Source organism: Oceanisphaera litoralis, from assembly GCF_016907015.1.
Lineage (GTDB): Bacteria > Pseudomonadota > Gammaproteobacteria > Enterobacterales > Aeromonadaceae > Oceanimonas > Oceanimonas litoralis.
Genome location: NZ_JAFBBE010000023.1, coordinates 1 through 21,988, shown reverse-complemented (window position 1 = coordinate 21,988; position 21,988 = coordinate 1). Strand labels below are relative to the sequence as shown.

Genomic DNA, 21,988 nt, shown 5'->3' with positions numbered 1-21,988 from the left:
CGTGTTCGAATGCGGATCCCAAAGAAGTGCTGCTGACCATCACCGCCAGGGCCGGCGACCGGGAACGCCGGCACCGGCCGCAAGCTAGCGCTTTCACTCAGGGGCAATGGTCAGAATAGGTGTTGTACCGTCGGCAGTTAAAGCCTGGCAACCTCGTTGTCAAAATAGGCTGCCGCAGCATCGGTGAAATCAAAATTCTGGCGAATATACTTCAGGGTGTTCATCTCGGTGTCCGTCACTCCCTGGCCATCCAGCGCCGATGTTAACAGATCGGCCGCCTCATCTTTTGAGATCTTGCCTTCGCCCTTCCCTGTCGTGTGCGCCGTGGCCAGGTCGATCAACTCTTTCTCGTACTTTTCGCCACCGATAATCACATAAGCCATGCTGCTTTCCTTCTTGGTGATGTTGATTGGAGGTCTGACAAAAATGTTAATGCACCGATGCTGGAGATATGCGCAACTCAAGCATGAGTTTCAATTTAGTCTATCGAGCACCATTCGGTTAACTTTTTGGGCAGGTCCCCGGCCACGTTCAGCCGCCCCCTGTGCTCAAGCACGATTCACCCGGCCGGGCTAGTCTATTAAAAACCAGGAAAAATCCGTTCCGACCTGTACCCAGCCAAACAGAAGGTGCTTGCCATGTCCGCCTCTCATTCGCTGATTGCCATGGAAATGGGCATCGATACTCACCAGGAGCCGGTGGTGTTCATGCGCGCCGACTGCGAGGTGTGTCGGGCCGAAGGCTTCAACGCCAATACCCGTATCCAGATCGGCCTGGAAGACCGTACCCTTATCGCCACCCTCAACGTGGTCACCGAGAAGGTGCTACCGCCCGACCATATCGGCTTCTCTCGCATCGCCTGGCAACGCATGGCGTTGAAGGGAGGGGAACGGGTGCAGATCAGTCATGCCCCCCTGCTCCATTCCATGAGCGCGGTACGCAAAAAAATCTACGGTCACACCCTGTCATCCCGGGAAATTCACGACATAGTGGCCGACATTAGCGCCCATCGTTATTCGGACATGCAGATTGCCAGCTTTATCACCGCCGGGGTCGACCGGCTCAACACCCAGGAAATCATTGCCCTCACCCAGGCCATGGTGGCCAGCGGCAAACGGCTGACCTGGCCCGACACCCTGCAGCTGGTCGACAAGCACTGCATCGGCGGCGTGCCCGGCAACAGAACCACCCCCATAGTGGTAGCCATCGCCAGCGCCGCCGGCCTGGTCATGCCCAAGACCTCGTCCCGGGCCATCACCTCCCCCTCGGGTACCGCCGATACCATGGAAGTGCTGACCCGGGTACGCCTCAGCCTGGAACAGATTCAGCAGACGGTACGCCAGGTCAATGCCTGCCTGGTGTGGGGCGGTGCCGTCAACCTCAGTCCCGCCGACGACATGCTGATCCGTATCGAGCATGCGCTGGACATCGACGGGGTCGGCCAGCTGGTGGCCTCGGTGTTGTCCAAGAAGCTGGCCGCCGGCTCTACCCATGCGCTGATCGACATTCCCGTGGGGCCGACCGCCAAGGTGCGCAGCCAGCACGAGGCCAGACACCTGGCCGGCCTGTTCGATACCGTCGGTCAGGCGCTGGGGCTAAAAATGCGCTGCCTGATCACCGATGGCGCCGAGGCCATCGGCTATGGCATAGGGCCGGCTCAGGAGGCGCAGGATATCCTCGCCGTGCTCAACAACGAGCCCGGGGCCCCCGCCGATTTGCGCGAGCGGGCGCTGTTTCTCGCCGCCCACCTGCTGAATCTGGCCGGTAGCGGCACCCTGGAAGTCACGCAGACCCGGACGCGGGAAATACTGACATCCGGTCAGTCCTGGGAGCAGTTCAAACGCATTTGCGACGCCCAGGGCGGAATGAAGCCCATTCCGCAGGCCGCCCACCGGCTCGAGCTGGGGGCCCGGCACAGCGGCACCCTGCTGGCCATGGACAACCGGCGCCTGTCCCGGCTGGCCAAGCTGGCCGGCGCGCCCATTTCCCCCGCCGCCGGCCTGCGCCTGCATATCAAGCTGGGTCAGGCCCTGGCGCAGGATCAGCCCTTGCTGACCCTCTACGCCGACAGCCGGGGCGAACTGGACTATGCGGCGGCCTATTACGCCAACAATCACGATATGTTCATGGTTGGAGAAGCCCCATGACCCCCTTGCTGTTTTCCCTGGATGACGCGCATCCGCTGTGCGCGCCCCTGTGCCGGGGCCTGAACGCCGACGTCGGCCGGCTGGAACGGCGCCGCTTTCCGGATGGCGAAAGCTATCTGCGCATTCACGCCGAGGTAAAAGACCGCCCGGTACTGGTGCTGGCAGATCTGTCCCGTCCCGACGACAAGTTTCTGCCCCTAAGCTTTTTGTGCGACACCCTGAAGGAGCTGGGTGCCAGCCAGATTGGCCTGATTGCGCCCTATCTCTGCTACATGCGCTAGGACAAATGCTTTCACGCCGGCGAGGCGGTGACGTCGCGCACCTTCGCCCGGCTGCTGTCGCCGCAAATCGACTGGCTGGTCACCGTCGACCCGCATCTGCATCGCTATCACCGCCTGGCTGAAATCTATACCGTGCCGAGCACAGTAGTGCAGGCCGCGCCCCTGCTGGCCAGCTGGCTGGGCGAACGGCAGGAGCCGCTGCTGCTGGTGGGGCCGGATGCCGAGAGCGAACAGTGGGTGGCGCAGATCGCCGCCCGGAGCGGCCATGATTATGTGGTGGGCAGCAAGGTGCGCAGCGGCGATCGGCAGGTAGCGGTACGGCTGCCGGATCTGTCCGCCTGGCGCCGGCACACGGCGGTGATCATCGACGATGTCATCTCCAGCGGCCAGACGGTGCTGCGCTGCCTGCAGGCATTGCACGCTCAGGGATTGAACAAGGTGGACTGCGCCGCCATTCACGGGCTCTTTGCCGACCACATAGAGCAGCAGCTGACCAACAACGGGCTGCGCCGACTGATCACCACCAATGCCATTGCCCACTCCTCCAACGCCATCGATCTGAGCCCCCTGCTACTGGCCCCCATCCGGGAACGGCTGGCCGCCTGTTAGCCGCTCATCAGCGCGCCCGAGTGACGCCGACCGGGCTTCCCCGGCGCATTCGATGGGCGAATGAGGGTAGCTTTCGGAACCAACTCTGTTCTATCTTGTCTGCAGTGATGAGCCATTCATCTTACTTCCTACCAACACTGGAGTACCTGCATGTCCTGGACCCTGGAACAACTGCACGGCCTGCTTGCCACCCGCGAAGGCTGGCAATGCACACTCGAAAACGACTCCCTGCTGATCACCAATGCCGACGGGCTGGAAGCCTATCTCGCCGTGGCCGGTGAACAGATCATCGCCGAAACCCTGCTGTTTCCCGCCAGCCAGGTCAACGACGCCGCCGTGCTGAACGACACCATATTGCGTACCCATCAGCTGTTTCCGCTGACCACGGTCGGCATCAGCAAGATCAACCGTGACGACTATTACATCGCCTTCGGCTCCCTTTCGGCCGGCTCGAAGGAAGAAAGCGTGCTGATCGAGGTGGAAACCCTGTTCCGCAACACCGAAGCCTTTCTCGACCTGTATCAGGACCAGCTGCAAGGAGTAACCATATGAGCGTTTGGAGAAAACTGGTGACCGCCATCAAGGGGGGCGCCAACGAGGCCGCCGAGGCCGTGGCCGACAGCCAGGCCCTGCGTATTCTGGAGCAGGAAATTCGCGAAGCCAAACAGGAGCTGCGCCGCTCCGATGAAGCCCTGACCGGCATCATGGCCAAACGCAAGCTGGCCAAACAGAAGGTGGACGCCATCGGCGCCAGCATAGCGGAGTACGAAGCCCACGCCCGCGCCGCCATGACCAAGGACAACAAGGAGCTGGCGCTGGAATGTGCCCAGCGGGTGGCCGAGCTGAAAAACGAGCAGGACGGCGAGCAGCGCTACGCCGACCAGTATGCCGCCTCCGAGCTGAGCCTGAAAAACAACATCACCACCGCCAAAGGCCGTCTGCGTCAGCTGGAACAGCAACTGGACATGGTCAAGGCCACCGAAAGCGTGCAAAAGGCCCAGGCGGCGGTGTCGTCCCGCCACGGCGGTGCCAACACCAAGATGACAACTGCGGTCGAATCCCTGGATCGCATCAAGCAGAAGCAGACCCAGCGTCAGGCCGAGCTGGACGTGGCCGCCGAGCGAGCCGCCAGCGAGAGCGGCGATGCCCTGGAGCAGAAGCTGAAGTCCGCCGGCATTACCGGCAGCCAGTCTGCCGGCGCCGAGGATGAACTGGCCCGTATTCTGGGTAAATAAGCAGTATCCTGTAACTGATGTGGATTCTGGAGCTAACGCGCCTTTATCGTCACCCTCGCGAACGCGGGGGTCCAGTGCCTTTGCAGACAAGCAGCAGTCTGACCGCTCTGCGCCACAAGTCCTGGATTCCCGCCTTCGCGGGAATGACAAGAGAGGACCCGCGGGATGACGACAGGACCACATCTGTTAGGCTGCATTACTTAATGGGTAAATAAGATGTTCGACTGGCTGAAGAAAAAAATGCAGCCGCCGTCGGTTCAGGCCGAGCCGGCCCCGGAAATACTGGGGCTGCGGCTGGGCGGCGGCTTCGAGCTGGATACGCTCAAGCTGTCGCTGCTCGAAGGACAGGTCACCTTCGAAGGCGCGGCCGGCACCCAGATCATCCAGGCCGTGGGCCGGGTCATTCTGGACGAAAGCCATCAGTTGCTGCGCTTCTATACCGACGACGACGGCTTTGTGCAGGTACTGCTGAGCGGCGGCACCGGCGACGACTGCGTGGCCGAGGTCAAGCTCTGGTATTTCTACCAGACCCGGCCGGTAGACGGCGATGCCGCCTGGAACCGGCTGCTCGACAGCGAGCTGGTGCAACCGGAATGGAGCCTGGATGGCCAGCTCTTCACCAGGGCCTGGGACAACACCCGGCCGGTAGCCATGACCGAAAGCACCTGGCTCAAGGACGGCAGCCGCAGCGAGACCGATCAGTTCGTAATGATCTACGAGCGGCCGCTGGCAGACACCGATGACGTGGAAGTACTGATGGTAGCGGCGGAAGAAAAAATTCTACACCAGCGGGCCGAGCGCAGCCTGATATTCGCGACCGGCATCGATCTGGGCCCGACCGATTTCCGGTTTGTGAGCTGACGATTATTGAGTAGGTTGGAATGAGCGAAGCGAATTCCGGCATTTTTGCGCCGGCCGATAGTTGGGGATAGTTGGGATTCGCGTCGCTCATCCGCAACCTACGGCACCCTGTAACAGACAATTTTCCACCAACGGTATAAAGGATATTCATGGACGCTTTACTCACCTCACTTTCGGGCCTCGGGCCCTTTTTACTGTATTTCTCCCTGTCCATCGTCATGCTGCTGCTGTTCAAGTGGCTCTATGTGCTGGTCACCCCCTATGACGAATGGAAACTGATCAAGGAAAACCAGAACCTGGCGGCGGCCATCGCCCTGGTCGGCGCCTTCGTCGGCTTCTCGCTGGCGGTAGCCAGCGCCGCCGCCAACTCGGTGTCGCTGCTGGACTTTGCGGTCTGGGGCCTCATCGCCCTGGTGGCCCAGCTGCTGGCCTTCGCCCTGGTGCGGCTGGTGTTTCTGCCCAAAATTGCCGCCCGCATCAACGAAGGTCAGGTCTCTGCCGGCGCCGTGGTCGGCGGTCTGTCGATCGCCGTGGGGCTGCTCAACGCCGCCTGCATCACCTACTGAGGAGGCCTTATGAAACGATCCAAACGTCAGCTGCTTTCTCGCATGGCGGATCGCATCGGCAAACCGGTGGGCGGTGCCATCGCCGGCTCGGTACTGCTCAGCGCCTGCGGCCAAAGCGACACCGAGGTGCAGGTCTATCGGTCACCGGATGATTGCAGCAACGACAACCCCCAACTGGCCGAGCAGTGCCGGGCCGCCTATCAGCAGGCGCTGGCCGAGTCGGCCGACACGGCGCCCAAATACAACCAGCGCAGCGACTGCGAAGCCGACTTCGGCGGCGGCAGCTGTGTGCCTTATCAATATCAGGGTAACAACTGGTTCATGCCGGCCATGGCGGGTTTCATGTTCGGGCGCCTGCTCGACGGCAACCGCTATGCCCATACCCCGGTATACAGCTCCCGCAACCCCTACTCGCCCTACTACGGCCAGTGGAGCACCGCCAACGGCCATCGGCTGGGCAAGGCCGGCTACGGCAAGCGCATCTCGGTCGGCAAGGAGGCACTGGCGCCCAAGCCCAAGGTGACCCGCACCATCTCGCGCGGCGGCTTCGGCTCGAGCGCCCAGGCCAAGAGCAGCTGGAAAAGCACCAAAAGCAGCAGTCGCTCCGGCTCCCGGAGCTGGGGCGGCTGATGCTGCGGGTCAGCCACAAGGAGCGCCCCCACTGGCGCACTCAGGCCGAGCAACTGGGGTTCGGTTTTCATACCATGTATGGCGAGCCCTACTGGGACGAAACCGCCTACTACCAGTTCACCCTGGCGCAGATAGAGCGGGACATCGAAGACCCCACCGCCGAACTGCACCAGATGTGCCTGGAGGTGGTAGACATGGTGGTACGCGATGAATGCTGGCTCAGGCGTTTCTGCATTCCCGAGGCCCAGTGGCAGGGCATCGCCGACTCCTGGCAACGGCGCGATCCCAGCCTCTATTCCCGGCTGGATCTGGCCTATAACGGCCGGGGCCCGGCCAAGCTGTATGAAAACAACGCCGACACCCCCACCAGCCTGTTCGAGACCGCCTTCTGGCAATGGCTGTGGCTGGAAGACAACGTCGATGCCGGCCGGCTGCGCCGCGACGCGGATCAGTTCAACCTGCTGCAGGAGCGACTGGTGACCCGCTTTGCGGAACTGGCCGCCCGTTATCCCGGCCAGCGACTGCATTTTTCCTGCTGCAAGGACACGGTCGAAGACAGGGGTACGGTACAGTATCTGGAAGACTGCGCCCGGGAGGCCGGACTGGACACCGCCTTCGTCCATATCGAAGACATAGGCCTGGGCGAAGGCGGCTGGCTGACCGACACCGACAACCACACCATCGACTGGATGTTCAAGCTCTACCCGTGGGAGTTCATGTTCCAGGAACACTATGCGGAGCATCTGGCATCGAGCCGGGTCAACTGGCTGGAGCCGCTGTGGAAGTCGGTGCTGTCCAACAAGGCGCTGCTGCCCCTGCTCTGGCAGCGCTTTCCCGACCATCCCAACCTGTTACCCGCCTATTTCGGCGACGATCCCCAACGCAGCGCGCTGCAGGAGTATGTGCAAAAGCCGCTGTTTTCCCGCGAGGGCGCCAACATCAGCGTGATGCGCCACGGCGAGCTGGTGGCCGAGGTAGATGGCCCCTATGGAGAAGAGGGCTATATAGTGCAGGCTTGGCATCCGCTGCCCAAATTCGGCGACAACCACGCCCTGATCGGCAGCTGGCTGGTGGACGATAAACCCGCCGGCATAGCGGTGCGGGAAGATACCGGCCTCATCACCCAGGATCTGTCCCGCTACCTGCCCCATATCATACTGGGTTGATACCAATCCGATTTAAACAATCGATCTATTCGATTGTCATATCAACCCCGAACAAAGGGCCCGCTCCGACGACCCGCTTCGAGCACATCCATGTGTCGCTCAGCACATGACATCCCTGTCATGTGATGGTCGCTGGAGCAGATCCCTTTGTCCTCCTTGATGCTACAGAGTCGCCTGTTGGCGTCGTTTGCGGGCAACTCGGTGCTCCAAAAGAGGCAACAGAGATCGACTACCACGACCGTGAAATGCCATGGACGGCATTTCCCGAGCCCTCATGGATGAGTTTATGGCGTGTCGTGGGAGGCGACTGTGTTGCCTCTGGGGTACAGGGGCATGGGGGTACATGCCTACAGCGTCAAAATGCGCTGATATTCGCCGATCTCTACATCATAGGGGCTGGTGCGGCGCAGGTGGTCGCGCATCGCTTCCAGTGCTTCGGGCTCGCCGTGGATCAGCTGAATTTGCGTGTCGGCGGTCAAGGCCGAGGCCGCCAGCCATTGCTGCAGCTCCACGTAATCGGCATGGCCCGACAGTCCGTGCAGCATCTCGATACGGGCGCGGTTGGGCACCCAGTCACCGTGGATCATCACGCTTTCCACCCCCTGCGACAGCTTGGCGCCCCGGGTTCCGCCCGCCTGATAGCCGGTCAGTACCAGGGTGGTTCTGTGATCCGGCAGCAGCCGCCTCATGTGGTGGAGAATGCGGCCTCCGGTGACCATGCCGCTACCGGCAATGATGATGTGCGGGTATACCTCGTCGGCCAGATCCTGGGATTGCTCCACGGTACGGGTAAAGGTAATGGCCTGATTCATCTGCTGAAAATCGCCATGGCCCAGCTTGTGTTGGTCGGCAAAGCGCGCATAGATGCCGCTGACATCGATGGCCATGGGGCTGTCGAGAAACACCTTGAGTCGGGGGATACGCTCTTCAAGCATCAGCCGGGTCAGCAGATACTGCATGGTCTGGGCCCTGCCCACGGCGAAGCTGGGGATCAGCATGACGCCGCCGCCGGCCACGGTGTCATTGACCAGTTCTTCGAGTTGCCGGAAAGGGTCTGTGTCTTCATGACGGCGGTCGCCGTAGGTGGACTCCAGCAACAGCAGATCCAGCTCGGGCAGCGGCTGAGGCGGCCGCATGAAGAGGTCGTTCGGCCGGCCGACATCGCCGGAAAACCCGACCCGCTTACCTTCGGCTTCGAGGATCAGGCTGCCGGCCCCCAGAATATGACCGGCGGGCTGCAGCTGCAGTTTCAGGGGGCCAATCTCCAGCGGGCGGCCAAACTCGAGGGGCTGGAGCAACGCCAGACTCTTCTCTGCCGTTTTCCGGTCATACAGGGGTTCGGGCTTTTCATGCTTGCCCAGCTTGTGCCGGCCGTAGAACTTGGCGTCTTCTTCCTGCAGATGGCCGCTGTCCGGCCACAGAATACCGCACAGGGCCCGGGTGGCCGGATGACAGTAAACGGGCCCGCGATAACCCTGCCGGTACAGTACCGGTATATAGCCGGAGTGATCCAGATGGGCGTGGGTCAGCACAATGGCATCGAGCTTGCGCAGATCCAGCGGCAGCGGTTGCCGGTTACGCTCCCGCAACCATTTGTAGCCCTGGTACAGGCCGCAATCCACCAGAATTTGAGTATCGCCGCTGCTGACCAGAAATTTGGATCCGGTGACCGTCTGGGTCGCGCCGAGAAAGGTAATCTTCATGCTGATCCCCTCATGTTGCCGATGCCGAAGCGGTGCAGACCCTGTATCGGTCTGTCGCCAAATATAAAAACCGCGTTTGCCACCACCTTCTGCTCTCAGTATCCGTCAGTTTGGCGGGTTCTGCCGTTCCAGCGCCACGGCTGACCGAAGAGGACTAGACTTGATGAGTTTCCCATCGATGAAGGAGCAAGATGATGAAAGGCAATGCCGTGGTCTGGTTTGAACTCTATGTGGCGGATATGGCACGAGCGCGTAAATTCTACGAGGCGGTGCTGGATGTGAAGCTGGAACAGCCGGAAAAGAGGGAAGGAGAGGGGCCGGAAATGTGGATGTTTCCGGGAGAAGACGAGGGTAGCGGCGCCTGCGGCGCCCTGGTGCAGATGAACGGCATGTCGCCCGGTGGAGGTGGTACCCTGGTGTATTTTCGCTGTGACGACTGCGCCGAACAGGCCCACAAGGTAGTGGCCAATGGCGGGCAACTGGCCCGCGACAAGTTTGCCATCGGCCCCTATGGCTTTGTCGCCCTGGCCATCGATACCGAAGGTAACATGATCGGCCTGCACTCCCTGCGCTGATCGCCTCGGCCCTGCCTGGTGCAGGGCCGCCTCCCTCTAAAGCACCACCTTCACCGCCAGCGCCAGCAGTACCAGCCCGCTCAATTTGTCGATCAGCCCCGACTTGGCCTTGAGCCAGGCCAGCACGGGCCCGCGCGACAACAGCAGCGCCACCAGCACATACCAGAGCGCATCAATGCCACCGGCGGTGAGCATCATGACGCCCCCCTGCTGCCAGCCGGTGTCGGCCCGCACAAACTGGCTGAACAGCGCCACGAAGAAAATGGCCAGTTGCGGGTTCAGGCAGGCCACCATAAAGCCCTCGAAGGCGCCCTGACGACCACGCACCGGATGCTCGCCGATCCTGGTATCGCCACCTCCCGGCCGGGCCAGCAACGCCTTGATGCCCAGCCAGGCGAGAAAAGCGGCGCCGCCGTAACGGATGACCTCGAACAGCATGGGGTTACGGGTGATCAGCAACGCCAGCCCGAGGGCGGTGATCAACGCATAAAGCCCCACCCCCAGTCCATGACCCAGGGCGGTGCACACCCCATGGCCCTGGCCGCCCCTGACCGTGTTGCGCATCACCACCGCCAGGCTGGGGCCGGGGCTGATGGCCCCCATCGCACAAATGGCCGCCAATGCCAGCCAGCTGGAAAATTCCATTCTTTTCGCCTCTCGGTTGCCAAATCGTTGCCGCCTGAATCCAGCCCCTATCTTAAGGCAGAAGTCGGCACCGGTTTAAGCGGAATTTATCTGCGCGGTTGTGTTTGCTCGGCCAATATCCCTACACTGAACACTTTTCTGCTGGCTGCCCGGCGCCCGCGAGCTGATCCAGTCACTGCAGGGCAAGGCGAAGCTGGGCATCATCACCAACGGATTTACCGCCATGCAGCATACCCGGCTGAAACGGGCCGGCTGGCAGGACAGCTTCTCCACCCTGGTGATCTCGGAGCAGGTCGGTGTCGCCCAGCCGGATACGGGCATTTTCGAGCACGCCTTCGAGCAGATGGGCCACCCGCCGAAAGAACAGATTCTGATGGTGGGCGACAACCTCCACTCGGATATTCTGGGCGGCCTCAACGCCGGCATTCACACCTGCTGGTTAAACAGCAACGACAGCGCCGCCCCCGAAGGCATTCGGCCACACTTTGAGGTCAGCTCCCTCAACCAACTGCACCAGCTGTTGTTGCCTCATCAGTGATTAAATATGGCTTACCCCTCTTATTCGTTCAGGGCGGCATGCAACATGTCAATAAAAGCACGGGTTTTGGCGGGCATTAAACGTCGGCCGGGAAACACGACCCAGGCAATGTGCTCGGGCGCACTCCAGTCTGATAGCACTGGGCGTAAATGGCCAGCCTGCACGCTGGTTAGCGCAAACTGATGCGGAATTTCAACAATGCCTGCGCCGGTGCAGGCCAGGCGCATTAACAGCACTGGCGAGTTGGCACTTAAACGGCCCAATGGCACGCCTTGCCACTGTTTGGCACCATTACACAAATGCCACCTGGCTGGCTCGCCGGTACGTGTGAGTAGACGCACGGCCTGGTGTTGCTGCAAGTCATCCGGCTGCTGCGGTTCGCCCTGTCGTAATAAATACTCGGGCGCGGCATACAAGCCGCTGGAAAATACCGTGAGACGACGGGCGGTAAGCAGAGCATCGTCGGGCAAGGCGCCCATGCGTACGGCCAAGTCAAAGCCTTCGCCCAGCAAGTCTACCCGTCGAGCAGAAAGATCCAGCTCCAAAGACACCTCGGGGTGCAGGGCAACAAACGCCGCCAGCATGTCGACCAAAAACAGGTTGGCGAAATCACTGGGAATAGACACCCGCAACCGCCCGCTCGGCAGCACCTTGCGCTGTTCGCTCAGCGCCCAGGCCGCCTGCACTTCTACCGTTACTTGTTGGGCATGATCCAGCAGCTGTTCGCCAAACTCGGTTAATGTCATACGCCGGGTCGTCCGCACAAACAACCGCTCACCCAGTTGCTCTTCCAATACGGTAATACGCCTTGAGACTGTGGATTTGGGCCTGCCCAGCCGGTTGGCCGCCTGGGTAAAGCTGTGTAATTGCGCCACTTGCGCAAAGATCAGCAAGTCATCTGCCGACAATTGTTCTGGTAATGGAACAATGTTACTCATTTACCCCGCCTAATCATTGATTGGTCGATGATATAGAGTAATTACATCTTATTCAGGAGGCCATTCCAAATGAAAATCTTACAAGTTAATGCCAGTGCTCGCGCCACGGATGCCAACTCGACTCGCGTTGCAAACCGCATTGTAGAGCGGTTGCTGGAAAACAATCCCGATGCCACAGTACAGGTGCTTGATTTGGCAACCCAGCCTGCACCAGCACTGGATAATGATGCCATTACCGCCTTGTTTACCCCCGCCGAGCTGCGTACCGAACAGCAAGCGGCCAGGGCCGAGCAAAGCACGGCACTGGTCCAGGCATTACAAGCCTGTGACGCCTTGGTGCTGGGTGTGCCCATGTATAACTTTGGTATTTCTGCCCAGCTGAAAAACTGGATTGATAATGTCGTCCTTAACGGCGTGACGTTTCGGTATACCGACCAGGGACCACAAGGCTTGCTGAAAGACAAGCAGGCGTATATTGGTTTTGCACGTGGCGGCATTTATCGCGGCACCGAGGCCGACAGCCAAACACCTTTTTTAAAAACGCTGTTAACGTTTATTGGTATTACCGAACAACACTTTATTTATGCTGAAGGGTTAAACATGGGAGAGCAAGCCGCTCAAACCGGTTTTACTCAAGCTGAACACGACCTGACGCTGGCCTTAAACGTATAACCTTCAGGAGCCTTATCATGTCTACGCTGTTGCCATCGGACGTTATCTCGCGCTCACGTTCAATCGAGCGAATTATTACCGGACGCGCCACTTCTGATGGCGCAGGAGTCACATTAACGCGCTATCTGGATGCTCAGTTGCAGCAACGCCTCGATCCTTTTTTAATGCTCGATGCCTTTGGCAGTGATGATCCCGACCACTATAGCGCGGGCTTTCCGGACCATCCGCATCGCGGCTTTGAAACCATTACCTATATGTTGCAAGGCCGCATGCTGCACCGCGACAGCGAAGGCAATGAAGGCTTGTTGGAGTCCGGTGGTGTGCAATGGATGAACGCCGGGCGCGGCGTGATTCATTCTGAAATGCCACAGCAAATTGCGGGCCGCATGGCCGGCTTTCAACTGTGGCTGAACCTGCCCAGCCATGAAAAAATGACTGCGCCCTGGTATCGGGATCTTGACGCCGCAACCATACCACGTTTGGTGACCGACTCGGGCGCACACATTAGTGTGATTGCCGGGAGCAGCCATGGCGTTCAGGGTGCAGTGCAACGCCCGATTACCGCGCCTTTGTATCTGGATGTGCACCTGCCGGCAGGCAGCCATTTGGTACAACAAATTCCCCCTGCGCATAACGCATTTATCCAGCTGTATCAGGGTGAAATTGATATGGCGCAGCAAACCATGCAAGCGCCCGGCATGGCGATATTAAACACGAGTAACGACTGCGATGGGGTCCGTGTTCAGGCGTTGCAAGACAGCCGCTTTTTGTTGATTGCCGGCCAGCCACTGCGTGAACCGATTGAGCAATACGGCCCCTTCGTCATGAACACCAAAGAAGAAATCTACCAGGCGGTGCAAGATTTTCGTCATGGCCGATTGGCCTGACAAATACCGGGATACCGAAGTAAATCAGGCATGACGGCAGGCAAGGCCGTACCCTGATGGAGCTTTACACTAAAAAGGGCAGCCCGTGGGCTGCCCTTTTAGCATTATTGGCCCGTGCTGCTTACTTGCGGTTGCCGCGATAGGCAGGAGAAGCGTTCAGCACCATGTGACGGTTAACGTCCTTGTACAGCAGGTAGCGGAAACGAGTCGGGCCACCGGCGTAACAGGCTTGTGGGCAGAAGGCGCGCAACCACATATAGTCGCCGGCTTCCACTTCAACCCAGTCCTGGTTCAGGTGGTAAACCGCCTTGCCTTCCAGCACGTAGAGGCCGTGTTCCATCACGTGCGTTTCGTCGAACGGGATCACGCCGCCAGACTGGAAGGTCACTATGTTCACGTGCATGTCGTGACGCAGATCGGTCGGATCGGTGAAACGGGTGGTGGCCCAGGCATCGTTGGTGTCCGGCATCGGAGTCGGCGCTATGTCGTTCTCGTTGGTGACGAAGGCGTCCGGCACCTCTATGCCGTCCACAAATTCGTACGCCTTGCGCAGCCAGTGGAAGCGAACCGGCTCGCCACTGTTGTTATTGATGGCCCAGTTGGCACCCGGCGGCAGGTAGGCATAGCCACCCAGCTCCATGTGATACTCCTTCCCTTCCAACGTCAGGGTCATTTCACCTTCAACGATGAAGATAACGCCTTCGGCACCGGAGTCCAGCTCGGGCTTGGTGCTGCCGCCCTGGGGAGACACTTCCATGATGTAATGGGAGAAGGTTTCGGAGAAACCGCTCATAGGACGGGCGAGCACCCACAGACGAGTTTCATCCCAGAATGGCAGGAAGCTGGTCACTATGTCGCTCATTACCCCCTTGGGAATAATGGCGTAGGCTTCGGTGAATACCGCGCGATCGTGGATCAGCTGAGTCTGGGGCGGCAGGCCGCCCTTGGGAGCATAATAGGTATTACGGGCCATGGTATCTGTCCTTTAATACGAGAAAGTCGGCGGCTCGCCGACAAGCGCCACGCCGGCCGACACGACTGTATAAATGGTGAACACCCGCTATTGTAGAATACGTCTGGGGGTGCCGGAAGACTTTGCCACTCACGCCATCATGCCCACGCTATCGGCCTTCTCGAGCGAGTACCTGGGTATTCGGCTGGAGGTGAAAAGCGGCCTGTGCAGCGACATCTGGCGTGAGTTTCAGCGAGGCGATATGGATCTGGCACTGGTCAAACAACGCCAGGGCAGCGTGCCGGGGCTGGCCAGCTGGCCGACCGACTGATCGGCCGCCTGTGACGAGACCTGCAACGACACCTGCCGGCAATAGTCATTCCGGTCTTGTTCCTTTCCCCTTATCGCACCAAAGCGGTAAAGTAAGAGGGTAATGCCATCAGCACACATGGAGTAAGTCAATGTCCGAGGATATTCGCTGGCAGCAACGGTTGCAAAACTATCAACTGGCTCTGCAACAGCTGACCGATGCCGTCCTGCTCAGCCAGAGCCGGGAACTATCCGATCTGGAAAAACAGGGCACGATCCATGTGTTTGAGTTAACAAAAGATAACGATTCCAGCACCGCCACTCATCGACAATAACACGCTGTTACCCGGAGTCCGCTGATGAACACCGCCTTAAGTTATGACCAACTCGAGCAATTTAAAGAACACAGTGTGGCCTTGCGCTTATTGCGCTCTCAGCACTTTGCTTTGCTCGCCAGCTTCTTTCATCACGCTTTTATCGCCACTAACAGACGCAGCATTCCGTACCTGGAACTGGTTGCGATGCTTGAGCAGCATCTGTTCAATATTACCGACGGCTGCATTGATGAAAAATATCCCAAGTCGGCGCGGGCCTATATTGATGACTGGATCAACGCCAAGGGTGGCTATCTGCGCAAATACCTGCCTCAACAAGCAGACGAACCGGAGTGTGATCTGCTGCCGGAAGTGGAAAAAGTACTGCGCTGGCTGGAAGAAATACAAGGCCGGCAGTTTGTGGGTACGGAATCGCGACTGAAGATGTTGCTCGATCTCATTGGCGAACTCGTACAGGGCACCAGCGAAGACAGCGAGGCCAAGCTCCACACGCTGCGGGCGCGCAAGGCAGAGATAGAGCAGGAGATCATTGCCGTAGAGCTGGGCCAGGACAGCGGATTTTCCGACACCCAGGTGCGAGAGCGGCTGTTTTTGCTCGGCAATATGTCACGGCAATTGCTGGGAGATTTTCGCCAGGTTGAAGCCAACTTTCGCAGCCTCGATAAAGAAACCCGCAAAACCATCAGCTTGCGCGGTGGCCATAAAGGAGAGGTACTGGATCATATCTTCAGCCATCAGGATGTGATCGATGACTCCGACGAAGGCCAGTCGTTTAGCGCATTTTTCGAGTTACTGATGACGCCACAGCTACGAGACAGCATGCGGCACAATCTGCAAGAACTGCTCAGTCAGGAGCAAGGCCGGATATTGGTACAGCAGGACTCGCTGCTGAGCCATCTTTACAGCTACCTGCTGGAAGCCGGCGCCAAGGTGCACGGCACCCGCCAGCAAATTACCGACCAGTTACGCCGCTATATTCAGGAGCAATCTCAGGATAACCGCCGCATTATCGAGCTTATTCATGAGTTTGAAGCGCTTGCCCATCAACATAATGCCCAACCGCAGATCGATGTCAAAGCCGAGCTCACCACGCTGGCGGGTACACAAGCAGCCATTAACCCTGTTTTTAGCCGTCAGCTGTATCAGGATAAAGGCAGCGAGCACATTGATTCCCAGCCGGAAATGGGCGACGCCACCGAGCAGGTGGATCTCACTCCCTTGTTAGCCATCAGTCACATCGATGAGCAGCAGCTACAAAAAAACATCAGCCAATGCCTGCTCGACAGCCACGGTCAAACCACGCTGGAACAAATCATAGCGCGTTATCCGCTGCGCTACGGACTGGATGAACTGCTGACCTATATCAAGCTTGCCTGCGAGCAGGTGCTGCCCGCCCATATCGATGAGCAACGGGAGCAAGTCATCAGCTGGCAGCCGGAACCCGGCCTTACCCGCACCATTAACATTCCCGCCATCACCTTTATCCGGAGTCGCTGATATGTCAGATACCCTAGCCAGCCACGCATTATCAGAACAAGCCCAACGTGACCGGTCGGCACTGTTGATCAGGCTGCTTAAAGGCCCTGTGTACCGTGCTCGCCATCGTGATTTGTGGGAACAACTGCTGCGGGATCAGCAGGCCATTCGTGATTATTTTCAGCACCTTGGCCTGGGCTTAACGCTGGATGAAGCCGAAGGCTACGCCTTTATGACGCAACTGCAGTTTGAAGATGACGATGTCGAACTACCGCGCCTGATCCCCAGACGCAGCCTGACCCTGGCGCAAACCCTGCTGTTGGTTGCCCTGCGCAAGCGATTGGCCGAACACGACGATGAAGAAAGTACGCCGCGCCTTATCGTTAACCGCCAGGAAATTTATCAATGGCTGCAGCCTTACAGCCCCGAGGTCAGCAACGAGCTGAAACAACAGCGCGAATACGATGCCTTGATCAAAAAAGTCATCGAAATGGGTTTTTTGAGCACCATGACCAATTTTCCCGACGACTTCGAAGTGCAGCGCATCATCAAGGCCTTCGTTAATGCCGAACAAATTGCCGAGTTCAGCCAATTGCTGACGCCGCAGCAGGAGCAACACCATGACTGATACCCTGCCCACTCATGCTAATGCTAACGCCAACACCGATACCGATATCGATAGCGGCACCTTGAATGGCTTCAGATTGCAGCAATTCGAGGTGTTGAACTGGGGCACCTTCGACCAAAAAATCTGGCAGCTTAATCTGGCCGGCAATAACAGCCTGCTCACCGGCAACATTGGCAGTGGCAAGTCCACCCTGGTGGATGGTCTCACCACCTTGCTGGTACCACCGCGCAAGGTGGCGTTTAACAAGGCGGCGGGAGCCGATGACAAGGAACGCTCGCTTGAGTCTTACTTTCATGGCTATTACACCTCCCAACAAGATGATTACGGCAAAGCCAAAGCCGTGGGCCTGCGCGGGGGCGATCATTACAGCGTGTTACTGGCGCAATTTCATTCCTCGGCGTTGGCGCAGGACATCACCCTGGCGCAAGTATTCTGGCTGAAACCGGGCGAGCGAAAAGTTCGCCGGTTGTTTGTGGTGGCACAATCCCGGCTTGGTCTGGCGAAACACTTCGCCAACTTTGGCAGTAAAATGGCCGATCTGCGCAAAAGTCTGCGTAAACACAGCGATATCGAGATCTTCGATAATTTTGCACCCTACCAGCAGTGCTTTAGCAAACAGTTGGGTTTAGGCGCCGATGGCCGCGCGCTGGAGCTGTTCAACCAGACGATATCCATGAAGTCGGTGGGCTCGGTCACCGATTTTGTGCGGCAAAACATGCTGACCGCCCCCGCGATTGAAGCGCAAATAGAGGAGCTGGAGAGCAGTTATGATGCCCTTAAACGCGTGCATGATGCGGTAGTGGCGGCACGACAAAAAGTGGGCCTGCTTGAACCCGTCAGTCAGCTGGGCAATGACGCGCTCGCGGCGGCACAGGAAAAAGAGCATTACAATCAAAGCCGCGAGCTGAGTGATGTCTTTATGGCCAGCCTGGCGGTGCCGCTGTACCAGAAACGGCTACAGCAAAAACGCCAGGAGCAAGATAAAGCCAAACTCAACTTGCAGCAGCTTGACGAACAGCTGAACCAGCATCGACTGCAGATTGAGCAGCTGAGTGAAGACATTTACAGCCAGGGTGGTGGCCGGTTACAGCAACTCGCCACCGATATGCAACGCCTCGGCAAAGAGCGAGACCAGCGCCAGGGCAACGCCCATCGTTATCAGCAGCTGGTGCGAGCCCTGGGCTTGAATGAACAGCTGGAGAGCGACACTTTTGTCACCAACCTGGCCCAAGCCAAAGAGCATGTTGAGCACATTAGTCAGCAACAAGAGCAGAAAGAACAGCAAAGAGACGCGCTAAAACACGATTTAAGCCAACAGCAGTCCCAACAGAACGCCATTAACGATGAGCTGGTTGCACTGAAAAAGCGTCAGTCCAATATTCCATTGCGTCAGCTAAAGATCCGCGAGCAACTTTGTGCGGCATTGGCCGTGACCGAAACCGAGCTGCCCTTCGTCGGCGAGCTGTTACAAATAAAGCCCCACGAACAAGCCTGGCAGGGCGCTATCGAGCGGGTACTGCATAACTTTGCGCTCAGCCTGCTGGTACCCGAGCACCTGTATGTCTCGGTGAGCAATTTTATCGAGCAAACGAAACTGGGTTCGCGCCTAGTGTATCACAGAGTGAAAACGCTCACCGATTATCTACCCATCAAGCCCGAACCGGGCCAGTTGCCCGACAAGGTGGAGATCAAGCCCGATAGCCCGCTTTATGCCTGGTTGGATAAAGAACTGACGCAGCGCTTTAATTATCACTGCTGTGCCAACCTGGAAGATTTTCGCCGCAGCAACAAGGGGCTGACCGCCCAGGGCCAAATAAAGTCGGGGCCTTCTCGTCACGAAAAAGACGACCGCTACGCCATTAACGACCAGAGCCGTTATGTACTGGGCTGGAGCAACAAGCAAAAAATACAGCTGTTAACTGCCCAGCACCAGCAACTGCAACAGGCGATTAGTGCGCTGCACTCGCAACTGGCACAGCATCAACAACAACGTGAACAGCTCGATGAAGTACGCCGCCAGGCCTTGAATCTGGCCGAGTTTGATCTCGATTTTGAGCAGCTCGACTGGCCACAGTCAAGTGAGCAGATTGAGCAGTTGCAACAGGAATATCGGCAACTTGAACAATCTTCGGATCAGCTGCAGGCGCTGCAAAAAACCCTGAAAGCGGCCAAAAACAGCCAAACTCGGCTGCAAACACAACGAGATCAACAGTTAACCGAGCAAGGCAAACTTGCCAGCGACATCGAGAATTTTAGTCAGGTGTTGGCCGCGCAAGAAGCCCAACTGCACGCCTTGCCCGAGCGAGCAAAAGAGCAGTACTTCCCCGGCCTCGGCGCCCTGTTTCGTCAATATGGTGCCCACGACAATCTGCGCATAGAAATGCTCGCCAATCAGGGATCTCTACTGCGCAGTAAGCTGAACGATAAAATTCAACACCTGGAAGAAAAACGGGGCCGTAAAGAAAGCCAGATGATCAAGGCCATGGGGCAGTTTGGCCACGCCTTCCCCAACGATGTCACCGAGCTGGACCAAAGTCTGGCGGCGTTAACGGAATATCAGGCACTGCTGAGTCAGTTGCAGCAAGAGGATCTACCGCGCCACGAAAAACGCTTTAAAGAGATGCTCAACCAGGACACCATTCGTGCCATGGCGTTATTTCGCAGTCAGCTCGATCGCCAGGAAGAAGACATTGCCGCCCGCATTCGGTTGATCAACCAATCGTTACAGGAGCTGGATTACCAGGACGGCACCTATATCGAAGTAGACGGCGTGGCGTCACCGGATGTAGAAATCCGCGAATTCAAGCAACGACTGAAGCAATGCGTGGAATACGCCACCGACGACAACCTGTATTCGGAGCAAAAGTTTGAGCAGGTCAAAAGCCTGATTGAGCAAATGCGCAACGAACCAAAATGGACCAAGAAAGTGGTCGATGTGCGCTATTGGCAGCTGTTTAACGTGATTGAACGCTATCGGGAAGATAACAGCGAGAAAGAATGCTACTCGGATTCCGGTGGCAAGTCCGGTGGCCAGAAGGAAAAGCTCGCCTATTCCATTCTTGCCGCCGCCATCCTGCTGCAATACCGGCTGGTAGGGCAAGAAGGCGAACATCGGCGCCGGTTTAATCTGGTGGTCATCGATGAAGCCTTCGCCCGCGGCTCCAAAGACAGCACCCGCTTTGGCCTGGAGTTATTTAAAAAGCTGGGTCTGCAATTGTTGCTGGTTACGCCGTTACAAAAACTCGATGTCATCGAGCATTATGTGCAACAGGTTCACTTTGTCGATCAGCAACAAAATCGCTCCATGGTGCTCAACATGACCATAGCCGAATATCGCCAGCAGCTGGAACAACATCAGCAGCAACATCAGCAGCAACAACACCAGAATTTGCAGCCTTACAAACAGATGATCCGGGAGACAAGCTAGTTAGATGCTGGAGCTCAAGACCATTCGCAACAAGCTGAATAAACAGTGGCATCGCTTAAGCTGGCACCGGGCCTGGCTGGAGGGAACGCTCGACTTTCCCTATCAAGTCAAGCTCCCCCGCCCGAGCGACAAGCAATTGCTGCATGACTTTGCCTTGTGCCAGCGCCAATTATTGCAACTCAGAAATGAGCTGAAAACGGTAAAAGAAGTCAATCTGGTCGAACAGGAGTTTCAATTCTCGACCATGGGCCGCCAGCGATTACCGGTGGCCATCGAGTTTGCCAGCATGGACGCGCTGGCGCGCTTTCTTGGCCAACTGCAACCCTGGCGCCACTTTATGGCCGATAGCGGACTCATTGAAGCCAGCTTCCCTGCGCTGGCGGCCTGGCTACCACCAGCCGCCGCCATCATTGGTAAATACGCCGGTTGCTGGCCGCAACTTTTGGCGGTCTGTCGCTATCTGGTCGCCCACCCACGGCCGGGGTTATATATCCGCCAACTCGATATAACGGGCGTAGACAGCAAGTTTATTGAAGCCCACAAGCCAATCCTTAAAACGCTGCTCGACCAGCTACTGCCCGAAGCGGCTATTGATACACACTTTAATGGACTGAAAGAACACGGCTTCGAGAAGCGTTATGGTCTTAACTACGAACAGCCCACTGTACGCTTTCGCCTGCTCGACCCCGCGCTGGCCGCCGAGCTGGGCGGCTTGACCGATCTGACCATACCTCTGGATGCGTTCAGCAAACTGGACCTGTTGCTCGACCGGGTTTTTATCACCGAAAACAAGGTAAACGGCCTCGCCTTTCCCGCCACACGGAATGCCCTGGTAATCTTCGGCCTCGGTTATGGCGTGCAAATATTGAAACAGGTGCCCTGGCTGGCACAATGCCGCCTTCATTATTGGGGCGATATCGACAGCCATGGCTTTGCCATGCTCTCGCAGTTGCGCAGCTACTTTCCTCAGGCGCAATCCTTGCTGATGGATAGCGACACCCTGCTGCACTGTCGCCCGCTATGGGGAGTCGAAGCCAAACCCCATTCAGCCACGCAACTGCCACACTTGAACGAGTCCGAACAACAGCTTTATCAACAACTCAAGCAACACCACTGGCAGCCCAATCTGCGCCTGGAGCAGGAAAGAGTCCCTTTTCCGCTACTGGAAGAGGCTCTGGCCGCGCTCCCCTGAATACAAAACAACCGACAGCCGGAGAAAAATGATAGGAAGCGTTCAATTTAAAACAAAATAAATTAACCCCCGGCCATAAACCCTCATCAAGGGGAGCCTAGAAAACCGTACATTTCGCATTATACCAATCCCAGTAATGATATGGTCATATTGAGGCCCCAGACCAGAGGCAACACAGCCGCCTCCCTCGACACGCCATAAACCCATCCTTGGGGG

General features: G+C 57.9%; 24 protein-coding genes. 19 read left to right on the top strand and 5 right to left on the bottom strand.

Annotated features, from left to right (window positions below; all coding sequences use genetic code 11):
- Window positions 1–137 precede the first annotated feature (137 nt).
- Window positions 138–383 carry a hypothetical protein gene (locus HNR62_RS13575; RefSeq protein ID WP_204796618.1) on the bottom strand — a complete coding sequence of 82 codons (246 nt, stop codon included), beginning with the start codon at window positions 381–383 and terminating at the stop codon, window positions 138–140.
- Between the two features lie 255 nt (window positions 384–638).
- On the opposite strand from HNR62_RS13575, the gene HNR62_RS13570 reads away from it, so the two are divergent.
- From HNR62_RS13570 to HNR62_RS13535, 9 genes are all read left to right on the top strand, one after another.
- On the top strand, window positions 639–2,147 hold the full coding sequence (locus tag HNR62_RS13570) for a thymidine phosphorylase family protein (RefSeq protein ID WP_204796617.1): 1,509 nt from the start codon (window positions 639–641) through the stop codon (window positions 2,145–2,147).
- The gene (locus HNR62_RS16215; protein WP_239552808.1) at window positions 2,144–2,428 is read left to right on the top strand and encodes a ribose-phosphate pyrophosphokinase-like domain-containing protein; all 285 of its coding nucleotides are present in this window, start codon (window positions 2,144–2,146) and stop codon (window positions 2,426–2,428) included. Before HNR62_RS13570 ends, HNR62_RS16215 begins: the two co-directional genes overlap by 4 nt.
- Before the next feature lie 27 nt (window positions 2,429–2,455).
- On the top strand, window positions 2,456–3,037 hold the full coding sequence (locus HNR62_RS16210; RefSeq protein ID WP_338044111.1) for a phosphoribosyltransferase family protein: 582 nt from the start codon (window positions 2,456–2,458) through the stop codon (window positions 3,035–3,037).
- A 150-nt stretch (window positions 3,038–3,187) separates the two neighbouring features.
- Window positions 3,188–3,589, top strand: coding sequence for a DUF2170 family protein (locus tag HNR62_RS13560; RefSeq protein WP_204796616.1), 402 nt, complete (start codon window positions 3,188–3,190; stop codon window positions 3,587–3,589).
- Window positions 3,586–4,272 (top strand): PspA/IM30 family protein, encoded by a 687-nt coding sequence (locus tag HNR62_RS13555; RefSeq protein WP_204796615.1) that lies wholly within the window; start codon window positions 3,586–3,588, stop codon window positions 4,270–4,272. Before HNR62_RS13560 ends, HNR62_RS13555 begins: the two co-directional genes overlap by 4 nt.
- Window positions 4,273–4,488: 216 nt before the next feature.
- Window positions 4,489–5,133: a YjfK family protein gene (locus HNR62_RS13550; RefSeq protein ID WP_204796614.1), complete on the top strand. Its 645-nt coding sequence runs from the start codon at window positions 4,489–4,491 to the stop codon at window positions 5,131–5,133.
- Between the two features lie 149 nt (window positions 5,134–5,282).
- Window positions 5,283–5,699 carry a DUF350 domain-containing protein gene (locus HNR62_RS13545; protein ID WP_204796613.1) on the top strand — a complete coding sequence of 139 codons (417 nt, stop codon included), beginning with the start codon at window positions 5,283–5,285 and terminating at the stop codon, window positions 5,697–5,699.
- Window positions 5,700–5,708: 9 nt separating this feature from the next.
- Window positions 5,709–6,329, top strand: coding sequence for a DUF1190 domain-containing protein (locus HNR62_RS13540; RefSeq protein ID WP_204796612.1), 621 nt, complete (start codon window positions 5,709–5,711; stop codon window positions 6,327–6,329).
- A complete protein-coding gene (locus HNR62_RS13535; RefSeq protein WP_204796611.1) occupies window positions 6,329–7,495 on the top strand; it encodes a glutathionylspermidine synthase family protein in 1,167 nt (388 codons plus the stop codon). Before HNR62_RS13540 ends, HNR62_RS13535 begins: the two co-directional genes overlap by 1 nt.
- 347 nt (window positions 7,496–7,842) lie before the next feature.
- On the opposite strand, the gene HNR62_RS13530 is transcribed toward HNR62_RS13535, so the two are convergent.
- Window positions 7,843–9,198: an MBL fold metallo-hydrolase gene (locus HNR62_RS13530; protein ID WP_204796610.1), complete on the bottom strand. Its 1,356-nt coding sequence runs from the start codon at window positions 9,196–9,198 to the stop codon at window positions 7,843–7,845.
- Window positions 9,199–9,389: 191 nt separating this feature from the next.
- Here HNR62_RS13530 and HNR62_RS13525 point away from each other — a divergent pair, with 191 nt between their 5' ends.
- Entirely contained in the window at window positions 9,390–9,773 is a 384-nt protein-coding gene (locus tag HNR62_RS13525; protein ID WP_204796609.1) for a VOC family protein, read from the top strand.
- Between the two features lie 36 nt (window positions 9,774–9,809).
- On the opposite strand, the gene HNR62_RS13520 is transcribed toward HNR62_RS13525, so the two are convergent.
- On the bottom strand, window positions 9,810–10,418 hold the full coding sequence (locus tag HNR62_RS13520) for a LysE family translocator (protein WP_204796608.1): 609 nt from the start codon (window positions 10,416–10,418) through the stop codon (window positions 9,810–9,812).
- Window positions 10,419–10,563: 145 nt separating this feature from the next.
- On the opposite strand from HNR62_RS13520, the gene yjjG reads away from it, so the two are divergent.
- Window positions 10,564–10,956, top strand: coding sequence for a pyrimidine 5'-nucleotidase (gene yjjG, locus HNR62_RS13515; protein WP_204796648.1), 393 nt, complete (start codon window positions 10,564–10,566; stop codon window positions 10,954–10,956).
- A gap of 20 nt (window positions 10,957–10,976) precedes the next feature.
- Here the strand turns inward: yjjG and HNR62_RS13510 are convergent, their stop codons facing one another.
- Entirely contained in the window at window positions 10,977–11,894 is a 918-nt protein-coding gene (locus tag HNR62_RS13510) for a LysR family transcriptional regulator (RefSeq protein ID WP_204796607.1), read from the bottom strand.
- 69 nt (window positions 11,895–11,963) lie between these two features.
- Here HNR62_RS13510 and HNR62_RS13505 point away from each other — a divergent pair, with 69 nt between their 5' ends.
- Both HNR62_RS13505 and HNR62_RS13500 read left to right on the top strand, forming a co-directional pair.
- Complete coding sequence (locus HNR62_RS13505) at window positions 11,964–12,566, top strand: FMN-dependent NADH-azoreductase (RefSeq protein ID WP_204796606.1); 603 nt, start codon at window positions 11,964–11,966, stop codon at window positions 12,564–12,566.
- 17 nt (window positions 12,567–12,583) lie between these two features.
- A complete protein-coding gene (locus HNR62_RS13500) occupies window positions 12,584–13,453 on the top strand; it encodes a pirin family protein (RefSeq protein WP_204796605.1) in 870 nt (289 codons plus the stop codon).
- A 121-nt stretch (window positions 13,454–13,574) separates the two neighbouring features.
- Here HNR62_RS13500 and HNR62_RS13495 read toward each other — a convergent pair whose 3' ends face one another.
- Window positions 13,575–14,426, bottom strand: coding sequence for a bifunctional allantoicase/(S)-ureidoglycine aminohydrolase (locus HNR62_RS13495; RefSeq protein WP_204796604.1), 852 nt, complete (start codon window positions 14,424–14,426; stop codon window positions 13,575–13,577).
- Window positions 14,427–14,499: 73 nt separating this feature from the next.
- On the opposite strand from HNR62_RS13495, the gene HNR62_RS13490 reads away from it, so the two are divergent.
- The 6 genes from HNR62_RS13490 to HNR62_RS13465 all read left to right on the top strand — a co-directional run bounded on the left by HNR62_RS13490 (window position 14,500) and on the right by HNR62_RS13465 (window position 21,772).
- Entirely contained in the window at window positions 14,500–14,736 is a 237-nt protein-coding gene (locus tag HNR62_RS13490; protein WP_239552807.1) for a LysR substrate-binding domain-containing protein, read from the top strand.
- A 130-nt stretch (window positions 14,737–14,866) separates the two neighbouring features.
- Complete coding sequence (locus tag HNR62_RS13485; RefSeq protein WP_204796603.1) at window positions 14,867–15,049, top strand: hypothetical protein; 183 nt, start codon at window positions 14,867–14,869, stop codon at window positions 15,047–15,049.
- Window positions 15,050–15,073: 24 nt separating this feature from the next.
- On the top strand, window positions 15,074–16,546 hold the full coding sequence (locus tag HNR62_RS13480; protein ID WP_204796602.1) for a DUF3375 domain-containing protein: 1,473 nt from the start codon (window positions 15,074–15,076) through the stop codon (window positions 16,544–16,546).
- A gap of 1 nt (window position 16,547) precedes the next feature.
- On the top strand, window positions 16,548–17,153 hold the full coding sequence (locus HNR62_RS13475) for a DUF4194 domain-containing protein (protein WP_204796601.1): 606 nt from the start codon (window positions 16,548–16,550) through the stop codon (window positions 17,151–17,153).
- On the top strand, window positions 17,146–20,580 hold the full coding sequence (locus HNR62_RS13470; RefSeq protein ID WP_204796600.1) for an ATP-binding protein: 3,435 nt from the start codon (window positions 17,146–17,148) through the stop codon (window positions 20,578–20,580). Before HNR62_RS13475 ends, HNR62_RS13470 begins: the two co-directional genes overlap by 8 nt.
- Before the next feature lie 4 nt (window positions 20,581–20,584).
- Complete coding sequence (locus HNR62_RS13465; RefSeq protein WP_204796599.1) at window positions 20,585–21,772, top strand: Wadjet anti-phage system protein JetD domain-containing protein; 1,188 nt, start codon at window positions 20,585–20,587, stop codon at window positions 21,770–21,772.
- The last annotated feature ends 216 nt before the right edge of the window (window positions 21,773–21,988 follow it).

Excerpts from the sequence above, each read along its gene's own strand:
- HNR62_RS13500 (WP_204796605.1), top strand. The coding sequence starts at position 12,584 with ATGTCTACGCTGTTGCCATCGGACGTTATCTCGCGCTCACGTTCAATC.
- HNR62_RS13545 (WP_204796613.1), top strand. The coding sequence starts at position 5,283 with ATGGACGCTTTACTCACCTCACTTTCGGGCCTCGGGCCCTTTTTACTG.
- HNR62_RS13560 (WP_204796616.1), top strand. The coding sequence starts at position 3,188 with ATGTCCTGGACCCTGGAACAACTGCACGGCCTGCTTGCCACCCGCGAA.
- HNR62_RS13510 (WP_204796607.1), bottom strand. The coding sequence starts at position 11,894 with ATGAGTAACATTGTTCCATTACCAGAACAATTGTCGGCAGATGACTTG.
- HNR62_RS13525 (WP_204796609.1), top strand. The coding sequence starts at position 9,390 with ATGATGAAAGGCAATGCCGTGGTCTGGTTTGAACTCTATGTGGCGGAT.
- HNR62_RS13570 (WP_204796617.1), top strand. The coding sequence starts at position 639 with ATGTCCGCCTCTCATTCGCTGATTGCCATGGAAATGGGCATCGATACT.
- HNR62_RS13530 (WP_204796610.1), bottom strand. The coding sequence starts at position 9,198 with ATGAAGATTACCTTTCTCGGCGCGACCCAGACGGTCACCGGATCCAAA.
- HNR62_RS13550 (WP_204796614.1), top strand. The coding sequence starts at position 4,489 with ATGTTCGACTGGCTGAAGAAAAAAATGCAGCCGCCGTCGGTTCAGGCC.
- HNR62_RS13535 (WP_204796611.1), top strand. The coding sequence starts at position 6,329 with ATGCTGCGGGTCAGCCACAAGGAGCGCCCCCACTGGCGCACTCAGGCC.
- HNR62_RS13520 (WP_204796608.1), bottom strand. The coding sequence starts at position 10,418 with ATGGAATTTTCCAGCTGGCTGGCATTGGCGGCCATTTGTGCGATGGGG.
- HNR62_RS13575 (WP_204796618.1), bottom strand. The coding sequence starts at position 383 with ATGGCTTATGTGATTATCGGTGGCGAAAAGTACGAGAAAGAGTTGATC.
- HNR62_RS13470 (WP_204796600.1), top strand. The coding sequence starts at position 17,146 with ATGACTGATACCCTGCCCACTCATGCTAATGCTAACGCCAACACCGAT.
- HNR62_RS13465 (WP_204796599.1), top strand. The coding sequence starts at position 20,585 with ATGCTGGAGCTCAAGACCATTCGCAACAAGCTGAATAAACAGTGGCAT.
- HNR62_RS13495 (WP_204796604.1), bottom strand. The coding sequence starts at position 14,426 with ATGGCCCGTAATACCTATTATGCTCCCAAGGGCGGCCTGCCGCCCCAG.
- HNR62_RS13480 (WP_204796602.1), top strand. The coding sequence starts at position 15,074 with ATGAACACCGCCTTAAGTTATGACCAACTCGAGCAATTTAAAGAACAC.
- HNR62_RS13540 (WP_204796612.1), top strand. The coding sequence starts at position 5,709 with ATGAAACGATCCAAACGTCAGCTGCTTTCTCGCATGGCGGATCGCATC.
- HNR62_RS13555 (WP_204796615.1), top strand. The coding sequence starts at position 3,586 with ATGAGCGTTTGGAGAAAACTGGTGACCGCCATCAAGGGGGGCGCCAAC.
- HNR62_RS13490 (WP_239552807.1), top strand. The coding sequence starts at position 14,500 with ATGGTGAACACCCGCTATTGTAGAATACGTCTGGGGGTGCCGGAAGAC.
- HNR62_RS13505 (WP_204796606.1), top strand. The coding sequence starts at position 11,964 with ATGAAAATCTTACAAGTTAATGCCAGTGCTCGCGCCACGGATGCCAAC.
- HNR62_RS13475 (WP_204796601.1), top strand. The coding sequence starts at position 16,548 with ATGTCAGATACCCTAGCCAGCCACGCATTATCAGAACAAGCCCAACGT.
- HNR62_RS13485 (WP_204796603.1), top strand. The coding sequence starts at position 14,867 with ATGTCCGAGGATATTCGCTGGCAGCAACGGTTGCAAAACTATCAACTG.
- HNR62_RS16215 (WP_239552808.1), top strand. The coding sequence starts at position 2,144 with ATGACCCCCTTGCTGTTTTCCCTGGATGACGCGCATCCGCTGTGCGCG.